At 70.5% G+C, this 21,652-nt stretch carries 20 protein-coding genes, 1 pseudogene and 1 riboswitch; of the genes and pseudogenes, 10 read left to right on the plus strand and 11 right to left on the minus strand.

The window, feature by feature from the left end; translation table 11 throughout:
• Nucleotides 1-66 precede the first annotated feature (66 nt).
• Both SM418_RS10230 and SM418_RS10235 read right to left on the minus strand, forming a co-directional pair.
• Nucleotides 67-711, minus strand: coding sequence for a response regulator (locus SM418_RS10230; RefSeq protein WP_371940172.1), 645 nt, complete (start codon nucleotides 709-711; stop codon nucleotides 67-69).
• Nucleotides 675-1,973: a sensor histidine kinase gene (locus tag SM418_RS10235; RefSeq protein ID WP_371940171.1), complete on the minus strand. Its 1,299-nt coding sequence runs from the start codon at nucleotides 1,971-1,973 to the stop codon at nucleotides 675-677. Before SM418_RS10235 ends, SM418_RS10230 begins: the two co-directional genes overlap by 37 nt.
• Before the next feature lie 463 nt (nucleotides 1,974-2,436).
• On the opposite strand from SM418_RS10235, the pseudogene SM418_RS10240 reads away from it, so the two are divergent.
• Nucleotides 2,437-3,132 (plus strand): annotated as a pseudogene (locus SM418_RS10240) (MMPL family transporter); the annotation flags it as partial.
• Nucleotides 3,133-3,546: 414 nt separating this feature from the next.
• On the opposite strand, the gene SM418_RS10245 reads toward SM418_RS10240, so the two are convergent.
• From SM418_RS10245 to SM418_RS10255, 3 genes are all read right to left on the minus strand, one after another.
• Nucleotides 3,547-4,383 carry a polysaccharide deacetylase family protein gene (locus SM418_RS10245; RefSeq protein WP_371940170.1) on the minus strand — a complete coding sequence of 279 codons (837 nt, stop codon included), beginning with the start codon at nucleotides 4,381-4,383 and terminating at the stop codon, nucleotides 3,547-3,549.
• 409 nt (nucleotides 4,384-4,792) lie between these two features.
• Entirely contained in the window at nucleotides 4,793-6,436 is a 1,644-nt protein-coding gene (locus SM418_RS10250; RefSeq protein ID WP_371940169.1) for an AMP-binding protein, read from the minus strand.
• Complete coding sequence (locus SM418_RS10255) at nucleotides 6,433-8,115, minus strand: AMP-binding protein (protein WP_371940168.1); 1,683 nt, start codon at nucleotides 8,113-8,115, stop codon at nucleotides 6,433-6,435. The genes SM418_RS10250 and SM418_RS10255 overlap by 4 nt, the downstream gene beginning before the upstream one ends.
• 194 nt (nucleotides 8,116-8,309) lie before the next feature.
• Between SM418_RS10255 and SM418_RS10260 the strand changes: the two genes are divergently transcribed.
• On the plus strand, nucleotides 8,310-8,957 hold the full coding sequence (locus SM418_RS10260; protein WP_371940167.1) for a DedA family protein: 648 nt from the start codon (nucleotides 8,310-8,312) through the stop codon (nucleotides 8,955-8,957).
• 13 nt (nucleotides 8,958-8,970) lie between these two features.
• Here the strand turns inward: SM418_RS10260 and SM418_RS10265 are convergent, their stop codons facing one another.
• From SM418_RS10265 to SM418_RS10280, 4 genes are all read right to left on the minus strand, one after another.
• A complete protein-coding gene (locus SM418_RS10265) occupies nucleotides 8,971-10,929 on the minus strand; it encodes an APC family permease (protein WP_371940166.1) in 1,959 nt (652 codons plus the stop codon).
• A gap of 39 nt (nucleotides 10,930-10,968) precedes the next feature.
• Nucleotides 10,969-11,418: a hypothetical protein gene (locus SM418_RS10270; protein ID WP_371940165.1), complete on the minus strand. Its 450-nt coding sequence runs from the start codon at nucleotides 11,416-11,418 to the stop codon at nucleotides 10,969-10,971.
• A 20-nt stretch (nucleotides 11,419-11,438) separates the two neighbouring features.
• The gene (locus tag SM418_RS10275) at nucleotides 11,439-12,020 is read right to left on the minus strand and encodes a COG4315 family predicted lipoprotein (protein ID WP_371966056.1); all 582 of its coding nucleotides are present in this window, start codon (nucleotides 12,018-12,020) and stop codon (nucleotides 11,439-11,441) included.
• A 180-nt stretch (nucleotides 12,021-12,200) separates the two neighbouring features.
• Nucleotides 12,201-12,506: a hypothetical protein gene (locus SM418_RS10280; protein ID WP_371940163.1), complete on the minus strand. Its 306-nt coding sequence runs from the start codon at nucleotides 12,504-12,506 to the stop codon at nucleotides 12,201-12,203.
• Nucleotides 12,507-12,556: 50 nt separating this feature from the next.
• Here SM418_RS10280 and SM418_RS10285 point away from each other — a divergent pair, with 50 nt between their 5' ends.
• The 6 genes from SM418_RS10285 (at nucleotide 12,557) to SM418_RS10310 (ending at nucleotide 19,595) form a co-directional block, all read left to right on the plus strand.
• A complete protein-coding gene (locus tag SM418_RS10285; protein ID WP_371940162.1) occupies nucleotides 12,557-13,660 on the plus strand; it encodes a phospholipase D-like domain-containing protein in 1,104 nt (367 codons plus the stop codon).
• 359 nt (nucleotides 13,661-14,019) lie between these two features.
• Nucleotides 14,020-14,238: riboswitch (cobalamin riboswitch) on the plus strand.
• Nucleotides 14,239-14,394: 156 nt separating this feature from the next.
• Nucleotides 14,395-16,671, plus strand: a complete 2,277-nt coding sequence (locus tag SM418_RS10290; RefSeq protein WP_371966057.1) for a ribonucleoside-diphosphate reductase subunit alpha — start codon at nucleotides 14,395-14,397, stop codon at nucleotides 16,669-16,671.
• Entirely contained in the window at nucleotides 16,668-17,690 is a 1,023-nt protein-coding gene (locus tag SM418_RS10295; RefSeq protein WP_371940160.1) for a ribonucleotide-diphosphate reductase subunit beta, read from the plus strand. The genes SM418_RS10290 and SM418_RS10295 overlap by 4 nt, the downstream gene beginning before the upstream one ends.
• Nucleotides 17,691-17,743: 53 nt before the next feature.
• Nucleotides 17,744-17,905, plus strand: coding sequence for a hypothetical protein (locus tag SM418_RS10300; RefSeq protein WP_371940159.1), 162 nt, complete (start codon nucleotides 17,744-17,746; stop codon nucleotides 17,903-17,905).
• A 155-nt stretch (nucleotides 17,906-18,060) separates the two neighbouring features.
• Entirely contained in the window at nucleotides 18,061-18,477 is a 417-nt protein-coding gene (locus tag SM418_RS10305) for an acyl-CoA thioesterase (RefSeq protein ID WP_371940158.1), read from the plus strand.
• Complete coding sequence (locus SM418_RS10310) at nucleotides 18,474-19,595, plus strand: zinc-dependent alcohol dehydrogenase family protein (RefSeq protein WP_371940157.1); 1,122 nt, start codon at nucleotides 18,474-18,476, stop codon at nucleotides 19,593-19,595. The genes SM418_RS10305 and SM418_RS10310 overlap by 4 nt, the downstream gene beginning before the upstream one ends.
• Before the next feature lie 96 nt (nucleotides 19,596-19,691).
• Here SM418_RS10310 and SM418_RS10315 read toward each other — a convergent pair whose 3' ends face one another.
• Both SM418_RS10315 and SM418_RS10320 read right to left on the minus strand, forming a co-directional pair.
• Entirely contained in the window at nucleotides 19,692-20,075 is a 384-nt protein-coding gene (locus tag SM418_RS10315) for a hypothetical protein (protein ID WP_371940156.1), read from the minus strand.
• Between the two features lie 67 nt (nucleotides 20,076-20,142).
• Nucleotides 20,143-20,538 (minus strand): ATP-binding protein, encoded by a 396-nt coding sequence (locus SM418_RS10320; protein WP_371940155.1) that lies wholly within the window; start codon nucleotides 20,536-20,538, stop codon nucleotides 20,143-20,145.
• Nucleotides 20,539-20,643: 105 nt separating this feature from the next.
• On the opposite strand from SM418_RS10320, the gene SM418_RS10325 reads away from it, so the two are divergent.
• Nucleotides 20,644-21,450: a Scr1 family TA system antitoxin-like transcriptional regulator gene (locus SM418_RS10325; protein WP_371940154.1), complete on the plus strand. Its 807-nt coding sequence runs from the start codon at nucleotides 20,644-20,646 to the stop codon at nucleotides 21,448-21,450.
• Nucleotides 21,447-21,635, plus strand: coding sequence for a DUF397 domain-containing protein (locus tag SM418_RS10330; RefSeq protein ID WP_371940153.1), 189 nt, complete (start codon nucleotides 21,447-21,449; stop codon nucleotides 21,633-21,635). Before SM418_RS10325 ends, SM418_RS10330 begins: the two co-directional genes overlap by 4 nt.
• Nucleotides 21,636-21,652 lie beyond the last annotated feature (17 nt).

Raw genomic sequence — 21,652 nt, forward strand, 5'->3', positions numbered from 1 at the left:
CCCGGTACGGCTTCGGGTCGCTACGGCACGAACGCGACGATCATCCGGGCTCAGGCCGGGCGCCGGTCATTTGTTCAGGTAGGCGAGGACGGCGAGCACGCGGCGGTTGTCGTCGCCGGTCACCGGCAGGTCGAGCTTGGCGAAGATGTTGGCGGTGTGCTTGGTGACGGCCCGCTCGGTGACGACGAGCCGCTCCGCGATCGCCGCGTTGGACCGCCCTTGCGCCATCAGCTCCAGGACCTCGGTCTCGCGCGGGGTGAGGCGGCTCAGCGGGGTGTCGCGGGTGCCGCTGGCGACGAGCCGGGAGATGACCTCGGGGTCCATCGCGGTGCCGCCCGCCGCGACCCGGCGGACCGCGTCCACGAACTGGGCCGCGTCGAACACCCGGTCCTTCAGCAGGTAGCCGATGGCCCCGGTGCCGTCCGCGAGCAGCTCGCGGGCGTAGAGCTGCTCCACGTACTGCGACAGCACGAGGACGGGCAGGCCCGGCACCTGGCGGCGCGCCTCCAGCGCCGCCTGGAGCCCCTCGTCGGTGAAGGACGGCGGCAGGCGCACGTCGACCACCGCCACGTCGGGGCGGTGGTCGAGCAGTGCCTTGAGGAGCGAGGGGCCGTTGTCGACGGCCGCCGCGATCTCGAAGCCGTGCGTCTCCAGCAGGCTGACGAGACCCTCCCTCAGGAGGGCGAGATCTTCGGCGAGGACAACGCGCACGGCAGCTCCAGGGTCACCATCGTCGGGCCGCCCACCGGTGAGCTGAGGGCGAGGACGCCGTCGAATGTACCGATCCTGCGCTCGATGCCGCGCAGCCCCGTCCCGCCGTCGAGGGTGGCGCCGCCGCGCCCGTCGTCGGTGACGGTGATGCGCAGCATGCCGTCCTCGTACCGCATGTCGATCCACACGCGGGACGCGCCGGAGTGCTTGGCGGCGTTGGTGAGGATCTCCGACACCGCGAAGTAGGCGGCGGACTCGACCGGCGCGTCCGGCCGGCCGGGCAGATCCGCGCTGACCTCGACCTTCAGCGGGTGGTCGAGCGCGAGCGCTTTGACCGCGTCGCCGATGCCCCGGTCGGCGAGCACCGGCGGGTGGATGCCGCGGACGAGGTCGCGCAGCTCGTGCAGGGCCTTCGCCGACGATGCGCGGGTCTCGGCGAGCAGCAGCCGCGCCTTCTCCGGGTCCCTGTCGAGGAGGTGCTCGATCGCGCCGAGGCTCATGCCCATCGCGACGAGCCGGGCCTGCGCGCCGTCGTGCAGGTCGCGCTCGATGCGGCGCAGCTCGGCGGCGGAGGCGTCCACGGCCTCCGACCGCGTCTCGGTGAGGTGCTGGACGCGCAGCGCGAGCTGTGACTTCTTCGTCGGGCCGAGGATCGACTTGCCCCAGCGCCCGTACACGTTCAGCATCTTCGGGGCGATCGCGTACCCGACCACGACGAAGACCGTCGCGAGGAACAGGGTGGACATGACGCGTCCGGTGTCGCGGCCGTACCCCTCCGTGACGTGGATGTAGCCGTACCAGTCGTTGCCGCCGTAATCGCCGATCACGTCGCCGGCGAACGCGGCGAGGAGGTACCCCCACAGCCCGTACAGGACGAGCAGGCCGGGCAGCGCCGCCGTGAAGATCGCGACGACGGGGTCGACCACCACCCACAGGTAGTCGCGCCAGGTGGCCGGGTCGGAGATCAGCGCGACGAACCGCTTGAGGAAGCCGTTCAGGCCCGGCTGCTCGTCGGGTTCGGGCAGGTACGGCCGCTCGATCCGCGTGTCGGTCCACCGGTTGATCCGGTCGCGGTACGCGTCGAGCTGGGTCCGCAGCAGCATCGTCGCCGACGGGAACAGCAGCACCCCGAGGAAACTGGTGATCATCGAGACGACCGTGAGGAACCACAGGCCAACGAGCATCGCCGGAATTCCCAGGAACATGAACGCGAGCCCGCGCCAGGCGGCGATCGCGTGCTGCTGCAGCCTTCTCTGTTTCACCAATTCACCGTTCACCGGGTCCTCCGCGGGTCTCTTGCCGTCCGGAGTCCAGTCTTCTGGCGTGCGCGCACCAGCACAGTGTGCCCGCAACCCGAGACGGGGGTGTACTTACGTCCACCCCGGGACGCCGCCTAGAGCCATGTCGCCCTGGGTGCGCGCTTCCTAGCGTCTATGGGTGTCACCCCGCAGACGACTAGACCAGGGGACCCCCATGAAACGGAATCTCGCCGCGACGCTCGGCGGATGGAGCGCGCGGCATCGCATGACGGCCATCCTCGGCTGGCTGCTGTTGGTCGTCCTGGCCACGGTGCTCGGCGGCGCCGCCGGCCAGGTCACGATGGCGGACCACGAGCAGGGCACCGGGCAGTCGGCGCGGGCCGGGCAGATCCTCGCCGAGGCCGGGATCGAGGACCCCGACCAGGAGACGGTGCTGATCTCGGGGGCTCCGGCGGGTTCGCCCGAGATGAGGCGGGCGGTGGCGGACGTCCGGGCGAACGTCCGGGCCACCGGCAAGATCACGGATCTGCGCCCGAACGTCGTCGCCAAGGACGGGCGCCATGTGATCGTGCAGTTCACGCTCAAGGACCTACCGGACGATCCGCTGCCCGCGGTCCAGGACGCGGTGACGAAGGCGGAGCGGGGCAACCCGTCCGTCCAGATCGGGGAGTTCGGCGGAGCCACCGCCGACGCCTGGTTCGACGAGGCCCTCGGCGGCGACTTCAAGCGGGCCGAGATGACGGCGGTGCCGCTCGCGCTGGGCATCCTGCTGGTCGCGTTCGGCGCGCTGCTCGCGGCCGTGCTGCCCGTCCTGCTCGCCTTCACCGCGTTCCTCGCCGCGGGCGGTGTCCTCGCGGTGGTCAGCCACGCGCTGCACGTCGACCAGACGACGAACTCGGTCATGCTGCTGATGGGCCTCGCCGTCGGCGTCGACTACTGCCTGTTCTACCTGCAGCGCGAACGTGAGGAGCGCCGCAGGGGCCGCGACCGGGAGACCGCCCTCGCGATCGCCGCCGCCACCTCGGGCCGCTCGGTGCTGGTCTCGGGCATCACCGTCATGGTCGCGATGTCCGGGATGTTCCTGTCCGGCCTCCTGCTCTTCAAGGGGTTCGCGATCGCGACGATCCTCGTCGTGTGCATCGCGATGCTCGGCTCGGTGACCGTCCTGCCCGCGCTGCTGTCCCTGCTCGGCGACAAGGTCGACTTCGGCCGCGTCCGGCTCCCCCGGCGCCGCGAGGGGCGCGCCGGAGTGGTCGGGACGCTGCTGAAGCCCGTCCTGGCCCGTCCCGGGATCGCCGCCCTGCTGTCGGCCGGGCTCCTGCTGGCGCTGGCCGCGCCCGCGCTGGGCATGAAGACCGAGCGGCTCCGCGTCGACCAGCAGATCCCGCGCGGCGAGGAGATCGCGCAGACCTACACCCGGCTGAACGAGGCGTTCCCCGGCAACCCCGAGCCCGCGGTCGTCGTGCTGAAGGCCAGCGACATCGCCGCGCCCCAGGTCGAGCAGGCGATCGGCGACCGCGAAGCCTGCTCGCTGTCGCCCGTGGGCGGCCACCGCTCCGGAGAGCCGGCGCGGTGGTCAGAGGGTCACGAAGGTCAGGCCGCGCTTTTTCAGCTTCGGGATGACGGTGTCGAGGGCCTTGAGCGTCTGGGAGCGGTCGCCGCCGCCGTCGTGGCACAGGAGGATGTCGTTCTCCTTGCCCTTGAGCAGGGCGCGGCGGATGCGGCCGACCCCCGGACGGGCCCAGTCGCGCGGGTCGACGGCCCAGTCGATCGGGAGCATGTCGTGCTCGGCGACCAGCTCCAGGACCGTCTTCGACCAGTTGCCGCCGGGGGAGCGGAAGAACTGCGGGACGACGCCGGTGACGTCGGCGAGCCGGGCGTAGGCTCCGACGATCTCCTTGCGGACCCGCTTCTTCGGCAGCCCCCCGATGGAGATCGGGTGCGTCTCGGTGTGGTTGCAGATCTGGTGGCCGGCGTCGGCGATGCGGCGGGTGAGCTTCGGGTACTCCTTCACCTGCTCGCCGATGATGAAGAACGTCGCGTGGACGTCGTGCTCGGCCAGCAGGTCGAGCATCTTCGGCGTCCAGGCGGGGCTCGGGCCGTCGTCGACGGTCAGGGCGATCGACTTCGGCGGCGCGGGAGGGGCCAGCTCGGACAGTTCGCTGACCGGCTTCTTCAGCGCGGTGAGCTTGCCCGGCGTCCAGGACGCGGCCCGCGGGGTCGGTGCCGGCGCCGCGGTGGGCGTCGGGTGGATCACCGGTCTCGCGCGGGGCGTCGACGAGGGCGAGGCCACGGCCTGGACACCGTCCGGGGGGCGTGCCGCGTCCGGTCCGAGCGTGGCGAGCCCGGCGGCCGCACCAAGCAGCCAGAGTGCTTTCCGGCGGGATGCCCCGCCCGGCTCCTCAACCTCCACAAGGCCCACGGTATCGAGGTTTCAGCCGGGTGGGAGAGCGCTATCGGATCACGATCGGGCCGGGGGGACGGCAGGTGCGCAATCCATTTATTGAGAACAATCCGGTTCGCCGAGGTGTTACGGTTTTCTGTGCATATCGGGGCCGGACGTCCCTGCCGGGAACAGGCGGGACGGCCGTGCGATCACGGCCCGGCGCAGCCGGCGTGTGGTGACCGTTTCGTCCATGCAGTGCGCCACGGGGGCCGATCTGCACTGGACGACGTCCACGACACGGGGCTGACCCCGTCGCCGGGCCCGATCGAAGGAACACCGATCAGGGAATCGAAGGAGAACCGCGCGGCCCCGCGGTCTCCCGACGGTTCGGCCGGCCCCTCCGCGACCCGGCGGTGGCGGCGGTCCCGCCCGGAACTCAGGCGTGCCTGGTCGAGGCGACCTCTTCCAGACCGAGGATGTCGACGGCCTCGGCGCGCATCTGCACCTTGCGGATCTTGCCGGTGACCGTCATCGGGAACTCGTCCACGACGTGGACGTAGCGCGGGATCTTGTAGTGCGCCAGCCTGCCCTCGCAGAACGAGCGCAGCTGCCCTGCGGTCAGGCCGGGCACGCCCTCGCGCAGGCGCACCCACGCCATCAGCTCCTCGCCGTACTTCTCGTCCGGGACGCCGACGACCTGCGCGTCCACGATGTCGGGATGGGTGTAGAGGAACTCCTCGATCTCGCGCGGGTAGATGTTCTCGCCGCCGCGGATCACCATGTCCTTGATCCGGCCGGTGATGTTGACGTAGCCGTCGCCGTCCATCACGGCGAGGTCGCCGGTGTGCATCCAGCGGGCGGCGTCGATGGCCTGGGCCGTCTTGTCCGGTTCCTCCCAGTAGCCGAGCATCACCGAGTAGCCGCGGGTGCAGAACTCGCCGGGCATGCCGCGCGGGACGGTGACGCCGGTCTCCGGATCGATGATCTTGATCTCCAGGTGCGGCAGGACGGTCCCGACCGTGGACACCCGCCGGTCGAGCGAGTCGCCCGCCCGGGTCTGGGTCGACACCGGAGAGGTCTCCGTCATGCCGTAGCAGATCGCGACCTCGCCCATCCCGAGCCGCTCGATGACCTGTTTCATCACCTCGACCGGGCACGGTGAGCCGGCCATGATCCCGGTGCGGAGGGAGGAGAGGTCCAGCGCGTCGAGCGATGGCTCGTTCAGGACGGCGATGAACATCGTCGGCACCCCGTACAGCGACGTGCAGCGTTCGGCCGCGACCGCCTCCAGCGTCGCCTTCGGGTCGAACGCCGGCGCCGGGATCACGACGCACGCGCCGTGGCTGGTCGCCGCGAGGTTGCCCATCACCATGCCGAAGCAGTGGTAGAAGGGCACGGGCACGCACACGCGGTCCTCTTCGTCGTAGCCGCACAGCTCGCCGACGAAGTACCCGTTGTTGAGGATGTTGTGGTGCGACAGCGTCGCGCCCTTGGGGAAGCCCGTCGTCCCGGACGTGTACTGGATGTTGATGGGGTCGTCGGCGGTGAGGGTACGGGCGATGTCGGTCAGGGCGGCGGGATCACTCGTCCGGCCCGCCTCTATGAGCGCGTCCCAGTCGGGCGTGCCGATGAATATGACGTCACGTAGGGCGGGGCACTTGGGTCTGACCTCGTCCACCATCGCCGTGTAGTCGGACGTCTTGAACGCGGACGCCGACACAAGCGTGCGGATGCCCGCCTGGTTGAGGACGAACTCGAGCTCATGCAGCCGGTAGGCGGGGTTGATGTTGACGAGGATCGCGCCGAGCTTGGCCGTCGCGTACTGGACGATCATCCACTCGGCGCAGTTCGGCGCCCAGATCCCGACGCGGTCGCCCTTGACGACGCCGAGGTCGCGCAGGCCGAGCGCGAGCGCCTCCACGTCGTCGGCGAACTGCTCGTACGTCCAGCGGCGGCCGGAGGTGCGGTCGACGAGCGCGTCTCGCTCGTCGAAGGCGGCGACCGTCCGGTCGAGGTTCGCGCCTATGGTGTCACCGAGCAGCGGGGTGCTCGAGACGGCGGACGCGTAGGAGAGCGTCATCGCAGGTCCTCCTCGCGGAACTCGCCCTCCGGCCGGTCGTCCTCGCCGGGATGCTTGTCGATCTCGCTGGTCCGCAGCTCGACGCGGCGGATCTTGCCGGAGATCGTCTTCGGCAGCTCGGCGAACTCCAGCAGGCGGATCCGCTTGTACGGCGACAGCTGCGCCCGGCAGTGCACGAAGATCGCCTTCGCGGTCTCGGCGGTCGGCTCCCAGCCGCTGGCGAGCGTGACGTACGCCTTGGGGACGGCCGCCCTGACCGGGTCGGGCGAGGGCACCACGGCGGCCTCCGCGACCGCCTCGTGCTCGATCAGCACGCTCTCCAGCTCGAACGGCGAGATCTTGTAGTCGGACGCCTTGAACACGTCGTCGGCGCGTCCGACATAGGTGATGTATCCGTCCTGGTCGCGGGAGCCGATGTCGCCGGTGTGGTAGTGGCCGCCGGCCATCGCCTCGTCGGTGCGCTCCTCGTCGCCGTGGTAGCCGGTCATCAGCCCGAGCGGACGGTCTTCGAGGTCGAGGCAGATCTCGCCCTCGTCGCCGGGCTCGCCGGTCAGCGGGTCGATCAGCGTCACCGTGTAGCCGGGCACCGGGCGTCCCATCGAACCCGGTTTGACCGGCTGGCCGGGCGTGTTGGCGATCTGGACGGTCGTCTCGGTCTGCCCGAACCCGTCGCGGATCGTGCGGTCCCAGGCGGCCTTGACGCGCTCGATCACCTCGGGGTTCAGCGGCTCGCCGGCGGCGACGACCTCGCGGGGCGGGGTGGCGAGGCGGCCGAGATCGGCCTGGATCAGCATCCGCCAGACGGTCGGCGGCGCGCAGAAGCTCGTCACGCCGCACCGGTCGAGGGTCTCCAGGAGCCGGTCGGGGTCGAACCGCGTGTAGTTGAAGATGAAGACGCACGCCTCGGCGTCCCACGGCGCGAAGACGTTGCTCCACGCGTGCTTCGCCCACCCCGGCGACGAGATGTTCAGATGGACGTCCCCGGGCCGCAGCCCGATCCAGTACATCGTCGACAGGTGCCCGGCCGGGTACGACGCGTGCGTGTGCTCGACCAGCTTCGGCTGCGCCGTCGTCCCGGACGTGAAGTAGAGCAGCAGCGTGTCCTGCGACATGGTCGACCCGTACGGGGTGAAGCTCTCCGCCTCCTCGTAGGCGCCCGCGTACCGCACCCAGCCGTCCACCGGGTCGCCCACGGCGATCTTCGTGTACTCGCCCTCGACGCCGTCGAACTTCCCGGTGTGCGCCGAGCCGGTCACCACGTGCCGGGCCTCGCCCCGGGTGAGCCGGTCCTGCAGGTCGGCCGTGCCGAGCAGCGGCGTGCACGGGATGATGACCGCGCCGATCTTCATCGCGGCGAGGACCGTCTCCCACAGCTCCACCTGGTTGCCGAGCATCAGGATGATCCGGTCGCCGCGCCGCACCCCGGTCCGCCGCAGCAGGTTCGCCACCTGGTTCGACCGCCGCGCGAGCCGCTCGAACGAGTACTTCGCCTCCGAGCCGTCCTCCTCGACGATCCACAGCGCGGGCGAGTCGTTGCCCTCGGCGATCTTGTCGAACCAGTCCAGCGCCCAGTTGAAGCCGGTCAGCACCGGCCAGCGGAACTTCTCGTACGCCGTCGCGTAGTCGTCGCGATGCGCGAGCAGGAAGTCGCGCGCCGCGCGGAACTCGACTGCGGGCATGGTCTCTCCTCGTCGCCGCACTGGCACCCGGTCACAAGGATCATTGGCCATCCGAGTGATCTGCGCCACCCCCCCGGACGGGGGCAGTCATCGTCCTACCCGCCCGCCGCGGACGTCGATCACGCCGATCGCGGGAACATGCCGGCCCGTCCGCCTCGGCGTCCGACCCGCGGATCGCGGGGTAGGGGAAGGCCGTGGCACTGTTTCACTCGCTCACATCGTGGGTGGGCGGGCTGTCCGGCCCGCTCGTCTACGCGGTCGTCGGGGCCCTGGTGTTCTGCGAGGACGCCCTGTTCTTCGGTTTCGTCCTGCCCGGCGAGACGGCCGTCGTCATCGGCGGGGCGCTGGCCGCCCAGCACAGGGTCTCGATCTTCTGGCTCGCCGTGGTCGTGGTCGTCGCCGCGATCGCCGGGGACTTCACCGGCTACCAGATCGGGCGCCGCGCCGGGCCGCGGCTCCTCGACGCCCGCCCGCTCCGCCGCCACGGCGACCGGGTGGAGGCGGCCCGCGACCTCATCCGGCGGAGGGGAGGCGGCGCGGTCTTCGTCGGCCGGTTCGTCGCGTTCCTCCGGGCGATCGTGCCCGCGCTGGCGGGGATCTCCCGCATGCCCGGCCGCGTGTTCCTGCTCTACAACGCCGCGGGCGGCCTGATCTGGGGGGTGGGCTTCGCGCTGCTCGGCTACTTCGCCGGCCACGCCTACGCCCGGATCGAGCACGTCGCCGGGCAGGCCATCGCGATCGTGGTCGCCGTCGTGGTCGTCGCCGCCGTCGTGATCTGGCGGGTGCGGCGCCGCGCCCGCCCCGGGGGGAGGCCGCGTCCTCCCGAGGACCGCGGCCGATGACGCGCGCCGCCTTTCAGGACCTGTGTCCGCGGCGGGTGGTCATGGCGGTGCGTTCGGGCGGGTGGACGACCGTCTCGGCGGAGCCGAGCCGCCAGGGGACGCTGGTGACCATGACGCCCGGCCGGAACAGCAGCCGCGCCGTGAGGCGGAGAGCGCTCTGGTTGTGCAGGAGCTGCTCCCACCAGTGACCGACGACGTATTCGGGGATGAACACGCAGACGACGTCGCGGGGACTCCTGCGGTGGACCCGGCCGACATAGTCGAGGACGGGGCCGGTGATGTCGCGGTAGGGGGAGTCGAGAACGGTCAGCGGTATGGGAATGCCGTGCCGGGCCCATTCCGCTTCGAGCTCCTCGGTGTCGCTGCCGGACGTGCGGACGGTCACGGCGACGAGGGTGGACGGCCGGGTCGCGCGGGCGAAGGCGATGGCGCGCAGGGTGGGCGTGTGGAGCTTGGACACCAGCACGACGGCGTGGACGCGGCTCGGCAGGGAGACCGCCTCGTCGGACGGCTCCAGTTCGGCGGCGACGCGCGTGTAGTGGCCATGGATGGACCTCATCATCATGAACAGGACCGGCATGGCGATGACCACGATCCAGGCGCCGTGGGTGAACTTCGTGATCAGGACGACGACGAGGACGACGGCGGTGAGGGCCGCGCCGGCGGCGTTGATCGCGCGGGCCCGGTGGATCCCGGCGCGGCGCGGCGCGGCGGCCTGCCCGAGAAGGGCGGTCCAGTGCCGGACCATGCCGGTCTGGCTGAGCGTGAACGAGACGAAGACGCCGATGATGTAGAGCTGGATGAGACGGGTCGTGCTGGCATGGAAGGCCCAGATCAGCCCGCCGGCGAGGACGGCGAGGATCACGATGCCGTTGCTGAAGACGAGCCGGTCGCCGCGGCGGGAGAACTGCTTGGGCAGGAAACCGTCCTGGCCCAGGATGGAGGCCAGGGTCGGGAACCCGTTGAAGGCGGTGTTGGCCGCCAGCACCAGGATCGCGGCGGTGAAGCCGGCGACCAGATAGAACGGGAAGGACCCGTCGCCGAACACGGCCGCGGCGACCTGGGTGATGACGGTCTTCTGCTGGTAGCCGGGGGGCGCGCCGGTCAGCAGCCGGGTACTGCCGGCGACCCGCACGTCCGAGACCAGGGCGAGCGCGGTGATCCCGGCGAAGATGGCGATGGTGATCCCGCCCATGATCGCCAGCGTGGCGGCGGCGTTCCTGCTCTTGGGCACCTTGAAGCTCGGGACGCCGTTGCTGACGGCCTCGACGCCGGTGAGCGCGGTGCAGCCCTGGGAGAAGGCGCGCAGGACGAGCGCTACGACCAGCCAGCCTGTCGTGCCGTGGGTCGCCTGTATCCCGAAATGAGCGGACTCGGCCTGCGGTGTTTCACCGAAGAGCGTCCGTCCGGCGCCCCAGACGAGCATGACCATGACCGCGGTGATGAACCCGTAGGTCGGGATGGCGAAGATCGTCCCGGACTCCCGGACCCCGCGCAGGTTCATGACCGCCAGCAGCGCGATCAGGCCCGCCGAGAGCCCCACCGTGTGCGGCGCCAGCGCCGGCAGCGCGGAGGCGATGTTGGCGACCCCGGCGGCCACCGACACCGCGACGGTCAGCACGTAGTCGACCAGCAGCGCGCTGGCGGCCGCCAGCGAGGCGTTGACGCCAAGGTTCTCCCGGCTGACGACGTAGGCGCCGCCGCCGTTGGGGTAGGCGTGGCAGGTCTGCCGGTAGGACAGCACGACCACCGCCAGCAGGGTGATGACCGCGGCCGCGACCCACGGCGTGAGATGGATCAGCGTCAGCCCGCCCAGGCTGAGCGCCAGCAGGATCTCCTCGGTGGCGTACGCGTTGGACGACAGCGGGTCGCTGCAGAACACCGGCAGCGCGATCTTCTTGGGCAGGAGCGTCTCGCCCATCTGCGCGCTGCGCAGTGGCCGGCCGACCAGAAACCGCTTGGGAAGGCTCACCGCTCTCCGCATGAATCCCGGCGAGCCTCGGTGCCCGCGTCAGTGGAACCGGCGTGCTTCAGTGGGGGTGGGCGCGCGTAGCCGGAGCATCTCCAGGGCCAGGAACCCCGCGAGCACGACGATGGTGGCCGACTCCAGCCCGAGGGCGAGCTTGATGATCGTCCGGTAGCCGCTCTCCTGGAAGCCGAACAGCGTGCCCACCTCGCTGATCAGCAGGCCGATGATGGTGCCGGCGGCGAACCCGATCCCGCCGAGCGCCACGAGCGCGTGCGGCGCCCGCCCGGCGATCGGTACGTTCCTGACCCCGGGCAGCGATTCCAGCGGGCTCGCCAGCAGGAGCCCGATCGCTGTCGCGCCGGCGAAGTTGACCAGGAACAGGACGCCGATGGTCGGGATGAGGCGGTAGTCGTCGGCGAAGTACTCGTACAGGTGGACCGCGCCGATGCCGAACAGCAGCAGTACGCCCAGGTAGCGCAGCACCTCGCGCATGGCGATCACCGTTCCCCGCCCTACTTGGTGACGGCGGTGCCGGCCGGCGACATGACGAACCATTTGGCGCCGAACTGGTCGAGCCCCTGCCCCTTCGCGCTGCCGCTGCTGGTGCCGTCGGGCGCGTAGTAGTACAGCGGGTGACCGGCGTAGCTGACCTGCGTCGCGCCGTCGCTCCGGGTGGTGGTGCCCAGCTTCGACGCGTTCGCGCCCGAACCGGGTTTGGGCTTCCCGCTGGTCGTGACCGGCGGCCACACCGCCATGCACGACCCCGAGCAGGACGACTTGTTCCCCGTGTCCTTCTCGAACAGGTAGACCGTCCGGCCTTCGCCGTCGACCAGGATCGTCCCCAGGTTCCCCACGCTCGCCGTTTTGATCGTCTCGGCGGACGTCGCGCCGGCGCCGCCGGTCGGGGACTTCGTCGCCGTACCGCCGCCATAGCCGGACGAACCACCCGATCCTCCGTCGCCGCCGCACCCGGCGGCCGCCCCCAGGGCCGCCACGGCGACCGCCGGCAGGGCCACGATCGTCCAGAGCCGTCCCCGACGGCGCCGCCGCGACTGGAGAACCGGCCCGGACGAGCAGATCGTTCCGTCCTGCATTGCCTGAGACATTCGCAACCTTCCCCCTAGGAGGGCTCTGACGGGCGCCCGCAACCCCTTCCTCGGCGGCGCATACCCGCCCCGCCCGTCCCGCGAACTGTCCCGATCTCGGCTGTGACCTGCCCTTTTCCATAACTGTAAGAACGCGGACGGTCGCGCTCGGTCATCGAGGGCGCCCGGTCACGACACGGGGATGAGCACCTCGACGTCGGGCAGGCCGTCCGGCTCGGGCTCGCGCCAGGCGCCCGACAGCAGGACGCTCAGGGCGAGCAGGTGCCAGCTCTGCCCGGGGCGGCGCGGCGGCACCTCGGCCAGCCGCCGCTCGACCGCGGCCCGGTCGGGGATGGCGAACAGCTCGGGCGGCCCGCAGCGCCCGGCGAACCGCCCATGGACACCAGGTGACCTCCCAAGGACACGCGCTTTGCGCGCCGGGCGGTGTCGTGGTGGACGGATGACCTCCTGTATCCACAGGTTTGAGCGGGTCATCCGGTGTTGTGGGGGAATGTAAAAGGTGGTGGCGGGGAGGTGGGCGCGTCATGGCAGTGCGGGTCGGTGGGATCGAACTGCATGCGGGGCCCACGGTGCTGGGCGGGCCCGACGATCTGGACGCGGTGATCAGGGAGTTCGTCGCGGGGGCGCGGCACACGCTGCGGGTCGCCGTGCAGGAACTGGACTCCCGGTCGATCGCGGGGGCGATCCTCGCGGCGCGGGCAGCCGGCGTCCGGGTGCAGGTGATCCTGGAGGGCGACTACCTGCGGGAGGACCGGCCCGCCGCCGACCCGTGGGCGGCGGCCGGCGCCAACGAGGAGAACCGGCTCATCCACGCGGCGCTGCTGCGGGCCGGCGTGGACCTCGTCACCGATCTGAACCCGGCGATCTTCCACCAGAAGTTCATCGTGCGGGACGCCGGCGAGCCGACGGCGGCGGTGCTGACCGGGTCGGCGAACTTCACGCTCACCGATACCGGTACCAATCCGGCGGGCGGCTCGGGCGGGAAGGCGGGCAACAATCTCAACCACGTCCTGGTACTGCGGGGGCGGCGTGCCGCCGCCCTGTACCTGGAGGAGTTCCTCCGGATGCGCTCGGGGACGTTCGGGGCCCTGCACGAGCGCGCGGAGCCGCGGCCGGCGGAGTTCCGGCTGGGGCAGGTCCGGGTCAAGCCGCTGTTCGCGCCCCGGCACGGGCCGGAGATGGAGATCATGAAGCAGATGCTCAAGGCCGCCGCGAGCGTCGACTTCGCGATGTTCACCTTCGCCCGGTCCTCGGGCATCGACGACACGATGATCCGCCTCGCGCCGTCGCTGGCGCGCATCCGCGGCGTGCTGGACCACGGGCAGGGCGCCCAGGCGTGGGCGGCCACCGAGCCGCTGAAGGCCGCCGGAGTGGAACTGTTCGAGAACAAGCCGGGCACGGGCGTGCGGAAGGTGCACCACAAGCTGATGGTCATCGACGAACGGCTGGTGATCGCCGGCAGCTTCAACTACACCGCGCCGGCCACGACGTTGAACGACGAGAACATCATCGTGCTGGGCGACCTTGAGGAGACACGCGAGGACGCGGAGGCGGGCCAGCGCCAGATCGCCTCCTTCGCGCTCCAGGAGATCTCCCGGATCATCACCGACCTCTCCCGACCCGCCTGAACCGAGCCGCGGCGACGCGCCCGTGGTAACCGCTCCCCGCGCGCTCGTCTGACGCCGCCTGAACGATCACTTCACGGCTCGCTGGGCGCCGGGACGGACGAGCCGGCGCCGCGGAGGGGCGTCCACGCGACGACCAGCGCGGCCACGCAGTGCCCGAGGACGGCCAGGGTGACGCACACGGTGGCGAACACCGCCGCGCGCGGCCCGGAACCAGAGCGGCCCGGAACCAGAGCCGAGGGGGCTGCTCGGACGTGACGGCCCTACCGGCCCACCGCCCTCCCCGCCCGCACCCGGCGACCCCGCAACACGTCCGACACGCCCAACATCTTGGGGTTGCACAAAGATCACCGACTAGATGTAGGGTTCAATCCCGTGCTGGTACGCCCCCGCCGCTCGCGGCGGGGGCGTCGTAAGAGGGAACCCGGTGCGAATCCGGGACTGCCCCGCAGCGGTGAGCGGGAACGACCGCCGTGATCACGCACTGGGCCTCGCGGCCCGGGAAGCGACGGCCAGTAGGACGCCTCCTCCGGGAGGCGGCGCCCGCGAGTCCGAAGACCTGCCAGCGCGGGGGAGGCGGGGCGACCGCAGTACAGCGCGACCTCTTCGGGGGTTCGGGGTCGTCCGCCGGATCGACACGTCCAGGCCTCGCGGGTGGGCCGGGGACGGAACGCGGCATGCCGTCGCGTCCCGTTCGCATGCCTCCGCGAGGCGCTAGCGAGGGAATGCGACGGGAGATGCACGTGACACAGGCTCTGGCCGCGCCGCCGGCGTCGGGGATCACCGCGGAGGTCGAGGCCGCCTGCGCCGGGCTGCCGGACGTCGAGGCGGGACGGGTGCTCGCCGCCGTCCGGCCGGGGGACGGGCTCGACGCGGCGGCGCTGCGGGATCTCGCGATCGGCGAGGCCGCCGCCCTGGTGCCCGCCGAACCCGGATACTCCAGGGTGGCGGCGCGGTTGCTCGGCCTTCGGATCCGGGACGAGGCGGCGTCCGCCGGCGTCACGACGTTCGCCGAGTCGGTCGCCGCCGCCCACCGCGAGGGCCTGCTGGCGGACGCCCCCGCCGCGTTCGTCGCCGCCAACGCGGGGGCGCTGAACGCGCTGATCGACGAGTCCGCCGACGACCGTTTCGAGTACTTCGGGCTGCGCACCCTCTACGACCGGTACCTACTGAGGCATCCGCGGTCGCGGCTCGTCCTGGAGCGTCCGCAGCACTTCCTGCTGCGCGTCGCGTGCGGGCTGGCGGAGGACGTGGCGGAGGCGGCCGAGCTGTACGGGCTGCTCAGCACGCTGTCGTACCTGCCCAGCTCCCCGACGCTGTTCAACTCGGCCGCGCGCCGCCCGCAGCTGTCGTCCTGCTTCCTGCTCGACTCGCCGCGCGACGAGCTGGAGTCGATCTACGAGCGGTACGGGCAGGTGGCGCGGCTCAGCAAGTACGCGGGCGGCATCGGGATCTCGTGGACGAAGGTCCGGTCGCGGGGCTCGCTGATCCGCGGCACCAACGGGCATTCGAACGGGATCGTCCCGTGGCTGCGCACGCTGGACGCCTCCGTCGCCGCCGTCAACCAGGGCGGTCGCCGCAAGGGCGCGGCCTGCGTGTACCTGGAGCCGTGGCACGCCGACGTCGAGGAGTTCCTCGAACTGCGCGACAACACGGGCGAGGACGCGCGCCGCACCCACAACCTCAACCTCGCCAACTGGATCCCGGACGAGTTCATGCGCCGCGTCGAGGACGACGCGACGTGGTCGCTGTTCGACCCGAAGGAGGTCCCCGAGCTGGCCGACCTGTGGGGCGAGGAGTTCGACGCGGCGTACCGGGCGGCGGAGAGGGACGGACGGTTCGTCCGGCAGCTCCCGGCCCGCAAACTGTACGGGCGCATGATGCGGACCCTCGCCGAGACGGGCAACGGCTGGATGACGTTCAAGGACGCCGCGAACCGCGCCTGCAACCAGACCGCCGAGCCCGGACAGACCGTCCACCTGTCGAACCTGTGCACGGAGATCCTTGAGGTGACGAGCGACGGCGAGGCGGCCGTCTGCAACCTCGGATCAGTGAATCTGGCCGCGCACGTGGACCCTGCCGGGGTCGATTGGGAGCGGCTTCGTTCAACGGTCCGCACCGCCGTCCGGTTCTTGGACCGAACCATCGACAAGGGCTTCTACCCCACACCCGAAGCGGAGAAGACCAACCGCAAGTGGCGACCGGTCGGCCTGGGCGTGATGGGCCTCGCGGACGTGTTCTTCACGCTTCGCCTGCCGTTCGACTCGGATGAGGCCCGCGCACTGTCGACGCGTATCGCCGAGGAGATCGCGCTGGCCGCTTACGAGGCGTCCGCCGATCTCGCCGCCGCGCATGGCCCGCTGCCCGCCTACGCCATGACGCGCACCGCTCGCGGCCGGCTGCACCTGGACCACTTCCCGGACGCGGCGCCGACCCGTCCCGCCGCGTGGGCCGCGCTCCGGGAGCGCGTCGCCGAGGTCGGGCTCCGCAACTCGCTGCTGATCGCGATCGCGCCGACCGCCACGATCGCGTCCATCGCGGGGTGCTACGAGTGCATCGAGCCGCAGGTGTCCAACCTGTTCAAGCGCGAGACGCTGTCCGGCGAGTTCCTGCAGATCAACGGCTACCTGGTGGACGACCTGAAGTCGCTCGGCCGGTGGACGCCCGCCGTCCGGGAGGCGATCAAGAAGGCGAACGGCTCCGTCCAGGGCCTGGTCGACCTGCCGGAGGAGATGCTGGCCCTCTACCGGACGGCCTGGGAACTGCCGCAGAAGGCGCTCATCGACCTCGCCGCCGCCCGCACCCCCTACATCGACCAGGCGCACTCGCTGAACCTGTTCATGGAGACGCCGACGATCGGGAAGCTCTCCTCGATGTACGCCTACGCGTGGCGCAGCGGGCTGAAGACCACCTACTACCTGCGTTCCCGCCCGGCGACGCGGATCGCGCAGACGACCGTCGCCGCCGCAGTGTGCTCCCTGGAGAACCCCGAGACCTGCGAGGCCTGCCAGTGAGCACGCGAACGGAAGGGCAGGGCATGCTGCTCGACCCCGGCATGGACCTGACCCTGCGGCCCATGCGGTACCCCGACTTCTACGAGCGCTACCGGGCCGCGATCCGCAACACGTGGACGGTCGAGGAGGTCGACCTCGCGTCCGACCTCGCCGATCTCGCGCGGCTCACGCCGGCCGAGCTGCACCTGGTCAACCGGCTCGTCGCGTTCTTCGCCACCGGCGACTCGATCGTGGCGAACAACCTGGTGCTGAATCTCTACAAGCACGTGAACGCCCCGGAGGCCCGGCTCTACCTTTCCCGGCAGCTATATGAGGAGGCCGTCCACGTACAGTTCTACCTGACCCTTCTGGACACGTACCTGCCCGATCAGGACGAGCGCGTGCGGGCGTTCGCGGCGATCGAGCACATCCCGTCCATCCGGGCCAAGGCGGAGTTCTGCTTCCGCTGGATCGACTCACTCGGCTCCCTGGACGAACTGCGCTCCGCCGCAGACCGGCGCGCCTTCCTGCTCAACCTCGTCTGCTTCGCCGCCTGCATCGAGGGGCTGTTCTTCTACGGCGCCTTCGCGTACGTGTACTGGCTGCGGTCGCGCGGGCTGCTGAACGGCCTCGCTTCCGGTACGAACTGGGTCTTCCGCGACGAATCGATGCACATGGAGTTCGCGTTCTCCGTGGTCGACACCGTCCGGGCCGAGGAACCGGACCTGTTCGACGCCGAGCTGACCGCGCAGATCACCACGATGCTCGACGAGGCCGTCCAGACGGAACTGGCGTTCGCCCGCGACCTGTGCGGCGACGGGCTGCCCGGCATGAGCGCCGACGACATGCGCGCCTACCTCGAATACGTCGCGGACCAGCGGCTCGTCCGGCTCGGGCTCCCCGTCCGCTACGGCACCGCGAACCCGTTCGCGTTCATGGAGCTCCAGGACGTCCAGGAGCTGTCCAACTTCTTCGAGCGGCGGGTTTCGGCCTACCAGATCGGCGTCGAGGGGAGCGTCACGCTCGACGAGGCGTTCTGAACTTCTCGGACCGGGCATTCGTTGAACAAAGACCCTAGTCCGAGGAGGCCCCCATGCCATCGGTCGTCGACCGGATCATGAAATACGCCAAGGGTCCGCAGGGCCGCAAGGTGCGGGCCAGGGCCGAACGGTACGCCCGCGACCCGCGCACGCAGGCCAAGGCACGCGGCCTGCTCGCCAAGCTGCGCGGAGGCGGCGGCCGCCGGAAGTACTGAACCCGCGCGGAAGGCCCGTCCCGTCCGGGGCGGGCCTTTCGCGCGCCGGACGCATTTGGGCGCGGGCACCTGCCCGCCCGGACGCGGTTATGCGTGGTCACCGTCCTGCCGGGCCGATGCCGCGGCACCGCCGGGACGACCCTAGGCTGCCCTTCATGACCGGCGAGTACCAGTACTGGGAGAACGTCCCGACGCGGTGGAAGGACAACGACGTATACGGGCACGTCAACAACGTCGTCCACTACTCGCTCATGGACACCGTCATCAACGAGTGGATGATCCGGACGGCCGGCTTCGACCCCGCGACGTCCGACGCCATCGGCCTCTGCGTCGAGTCGCACTGCGAGTACGAGGCCGAGGTGTCGTTCCCGGACGCGATCAGGGTCGGCCTCCGCATCGGCAAGCTGGGCCGGTCCAGCGTGCGCTGGGAGATCGGCATGTTCCGCGCGTCCGACGGCGCCGCCGTCGCCGAGGGCCACTTCGTGCACGTCTTCGTCGACCGGAACACCCGCCGCCCGGTCGAGATCACGGGCGCCGTCCGCACCGAGATGGAGAAGCTGCTCACCCCATGACCGAGACCCGCACCGCCGTCCTCGTCGAGTCGGGACGCCCCGCTCCCTACGCGTCCTCGCGTCCGCTGGAGATCGCCGACCTGCGCCTCGACCCGCCCGGCCCCGGCGAACTCCTGATCAGGATCGGCGCGGCGGGCCTCTGCCACTCCGACCTTTCGGTCATCAACGGCTCCCGGCCCCGTCCCCTCCCGATGGCCCTCGGCCACGAAGCGGCGGGCGAAGTCGTCGAAACCGGCCCCGGCACCGAATTCACCGTCGGCGACCACGTCGTCCTCGCGTTCGTCCCGGCCTGCGGCCACTGCGAACGCTGCGTCGGCGGACGTCCAGCCCTCTGCGGCCCCGGCGCCCAGGCGAACGGCGCGGGCACCCTCCTCGGCGGCGGCAAACGCTTCCTCGCCCCGGACGGCACCCGCCCCAACCACCACCTCGGCGTCTCGGCGTTCTCCGAGTACACCGTCGTCTCGTCCCGGTCAGCCGTGAAGGTCGACCCGGACCTGCCCTACGACATCGCTGCGCTCTTCGGCTGCGCCGTCCTGACCGGCGCCGGCGCGGCCCTCTACAGCGCCGCCGTGACCCTCGGCGACACCGTCACGGTCTTCGGCCTGGGCGGCGTCGGCCTGTCCGCCGTCCTCGCAGCCAAGGCCGCGGGCGCCGCGGCGGTCTACGCGGTCGACGTCGTCCCGGACAAGCTCGACCTCGCGGAGAGCCTGGGCGCTCACCCCATCGAGGGCGGCCCGGACGCCACTGAAGCGATCCGCGACCTGACGTCCGGCGGCGCGGAGAAGGTCATCGACACAACGGGCGTGGTGCCCGTCCTGGAGCAGGCGTACGCCGCGACCCGCGCGGGCGGCACGACCGTGACCGTCGGCCTCCCCGCCCCAGGCACGCCCTTGTCGCTGCCCGCCCTCAGCCTCGTCGCGGAGGAGAAGACCCTCCGCGGCAGCTACCTGGGCTCCTGCGTCCCCCGCCGCGACGTCCCCCGCTTCATCGCCATGTACCGCAACGGCACCCTCCCGGTGGACGCCCTGCTCTCCGGCCGCCTTCCCCTGGACGACATCAACGAGGGCTTCGACCACCTCCACACCGCCAAAGCCGTCCGCCAACTCATCACCTTCTGATCCGGCAGGCCCTCAATCGATGCATGCTTACCCGGCCCCGCTCGACCTCCTAGCGCGAAACGGGAGCCGGGGCCTTCATCGCGTGGTCCACCACGATTAGGCCCACTCTTGGCGCGGGAACATGCGGTGCTTCAACAGCAGGTCCATAGCTCCGGCCGCCGCCTTCACGTCCCCGCACGGCGAGACGAACCCGGCCCGCCCGGCCCCGGCCTCGAAGTAGCCCCACGCTTCACCCGGCAGTGCCCGTACCGTCACTACGGCCCCGACGTCGGCGGCGGCCCCGCAGGCGTAAACCCACAACAGCGGCACCGGGAACCGGAACTCGTTTTTGTCGTACAGCCCGACGCAGCGCCAGCCCAGTGGCAAGAGCGCGGCCCGCAGCACCTCCAGCCTCTGTACCGCCGTGTCATGGTTTCCCAACGTCCGAGCCTCCAGGACGAGCCGCCACCGGCCGACTGCCTGAACCAGACCCAGCGCCACCTCACACGCTCCTTTCATCCATGACCCGCCTATCCCGGTGTGATTCGCCAGTCCAGGTGTCCACCCATCAGGCCACTTGGCACCGCGCCCACACCCATTTCCCGTGTGGCTCGGTCGGGTGGACGCCGCACTCAGCGGCCAGCGCTTCCACGATCGGCAGTCCCCGACCGCCGATCCCTTCCTCGTCGCTCCTGCGCATCGGCATGGCGTCCGAGGAGTCCCACACCTCAAGCAGCACCCCGCGCCTCTCGCGCGTGAACCGCACGCGGATCTCCCGCTCGGAAGGCGCGTACTCGACGGCGTTGGTCACCAACTCACTGGCGATCAACGTCACGTCATCGCGCAGCGCGGACAGCCCCCAGGAGGCCAAACGCAGTTCCACCTGCATTCGGACCTGACCCGGAGCCGTCCGAGCCGCGAGGAAGGTCAGCTCAAGATCGCCATGTCCAGTGACCGTGGTCATCGCCGCACCGCCCCACGTAGGAAGTTCGCGTTCTGCGCACAGAGTCACACGGCCGGGGCTAGCCTTGCGCTGTCTCGCGAGAGGTTCGAGAGTTACGGAGAGGTGATGACGAGTAGCGCTGAGTCCATCGACCCGATGGCTGGCCTCTGGTCTCTCTTGGCCTATACGCTGCGAAAACTCCGTCAACAGCACCGGATGTCCCAGGCTGCTGTGGGACGGCTGGTGGCCGCCGATCATAAGACAGTCTCGAATTGGGAGGCCGGTCGGAACCACCCTCCAACCGAGGCTCTTCGGACTCTCGATGCCGAGTGGAACACCGGAGGGCTGCTGGCGGCGCTTCACCACTACGCCGACACCATGCAGGCACCGGTCGAGTTCCTCGCATTCGCCGAGTACGAGTCCCTGGCCAACGTGATCCGCATGAACGGTGTGGCCTTCGTGCCAGGGCTGCTCCAGACTCCCGAGTACGCGCGCGAGGCGTTCACCCTGGCGGGTGTTCTGGACGTCCAAGACCAGGTTGACCGGCGAATGGAGAGACAAGCCGTCCTCACCCGAGCCGATCCGCCCTACGTTTCGATTCTGCTGTCGGAGGTGGCTCTCACGGTCATCCCGCCCGCCATTCGCCTGGGCCAGCTCACCAAGCTCATAGAGGTGGCGGACCTGCCCAACGTCACCCTTCGGCTGGTATCCCTCGATGTCGGACTACAGGTGGGACTTGAGGGAGCCTTTCACCTCTTCACCACTCCTGAGCGAGAGGTCGGGTTCGTTGAGACTCCTGCGCGTGGCAGACTGGTGACCGAGACCGAGGACCTCCGTAGGCTCACCGTCGCATTTGATCGCACCAGCGGGCGCGCTCTCTCTCCCGAGGCCACCCGCGCCAGACTCCAAGAGATGATCGAGGCTCAGCAGTGACCCAGTGGAGAAAGTCCAGCCGCAGCGCGGACACCGGCCAAGCGAATTGCGTCGAGTTGGCACGCCTGACCAACGTGGTTGGCATCCGGGACTCTAAGGCTCCCGAGGCGGGGCACGTCGCCCTGGCCCCCGGAGACTTCGCCGAGCTGGTGTCGCACATCAAGCGGAACGAATTGGACCTCTGACCCCCAGGTAGGCAAGC

Origin of the sequence: Actinomadura chokoriensis (assembly GCF_041463665.1) — a bacterium.
Lineage (GTDB): Bacteria > Actinomycetota > Actinomycetes > Streptosporangiales > Streptosporangiaceae > Spirillospora > Spirillospora chokoriensis_A.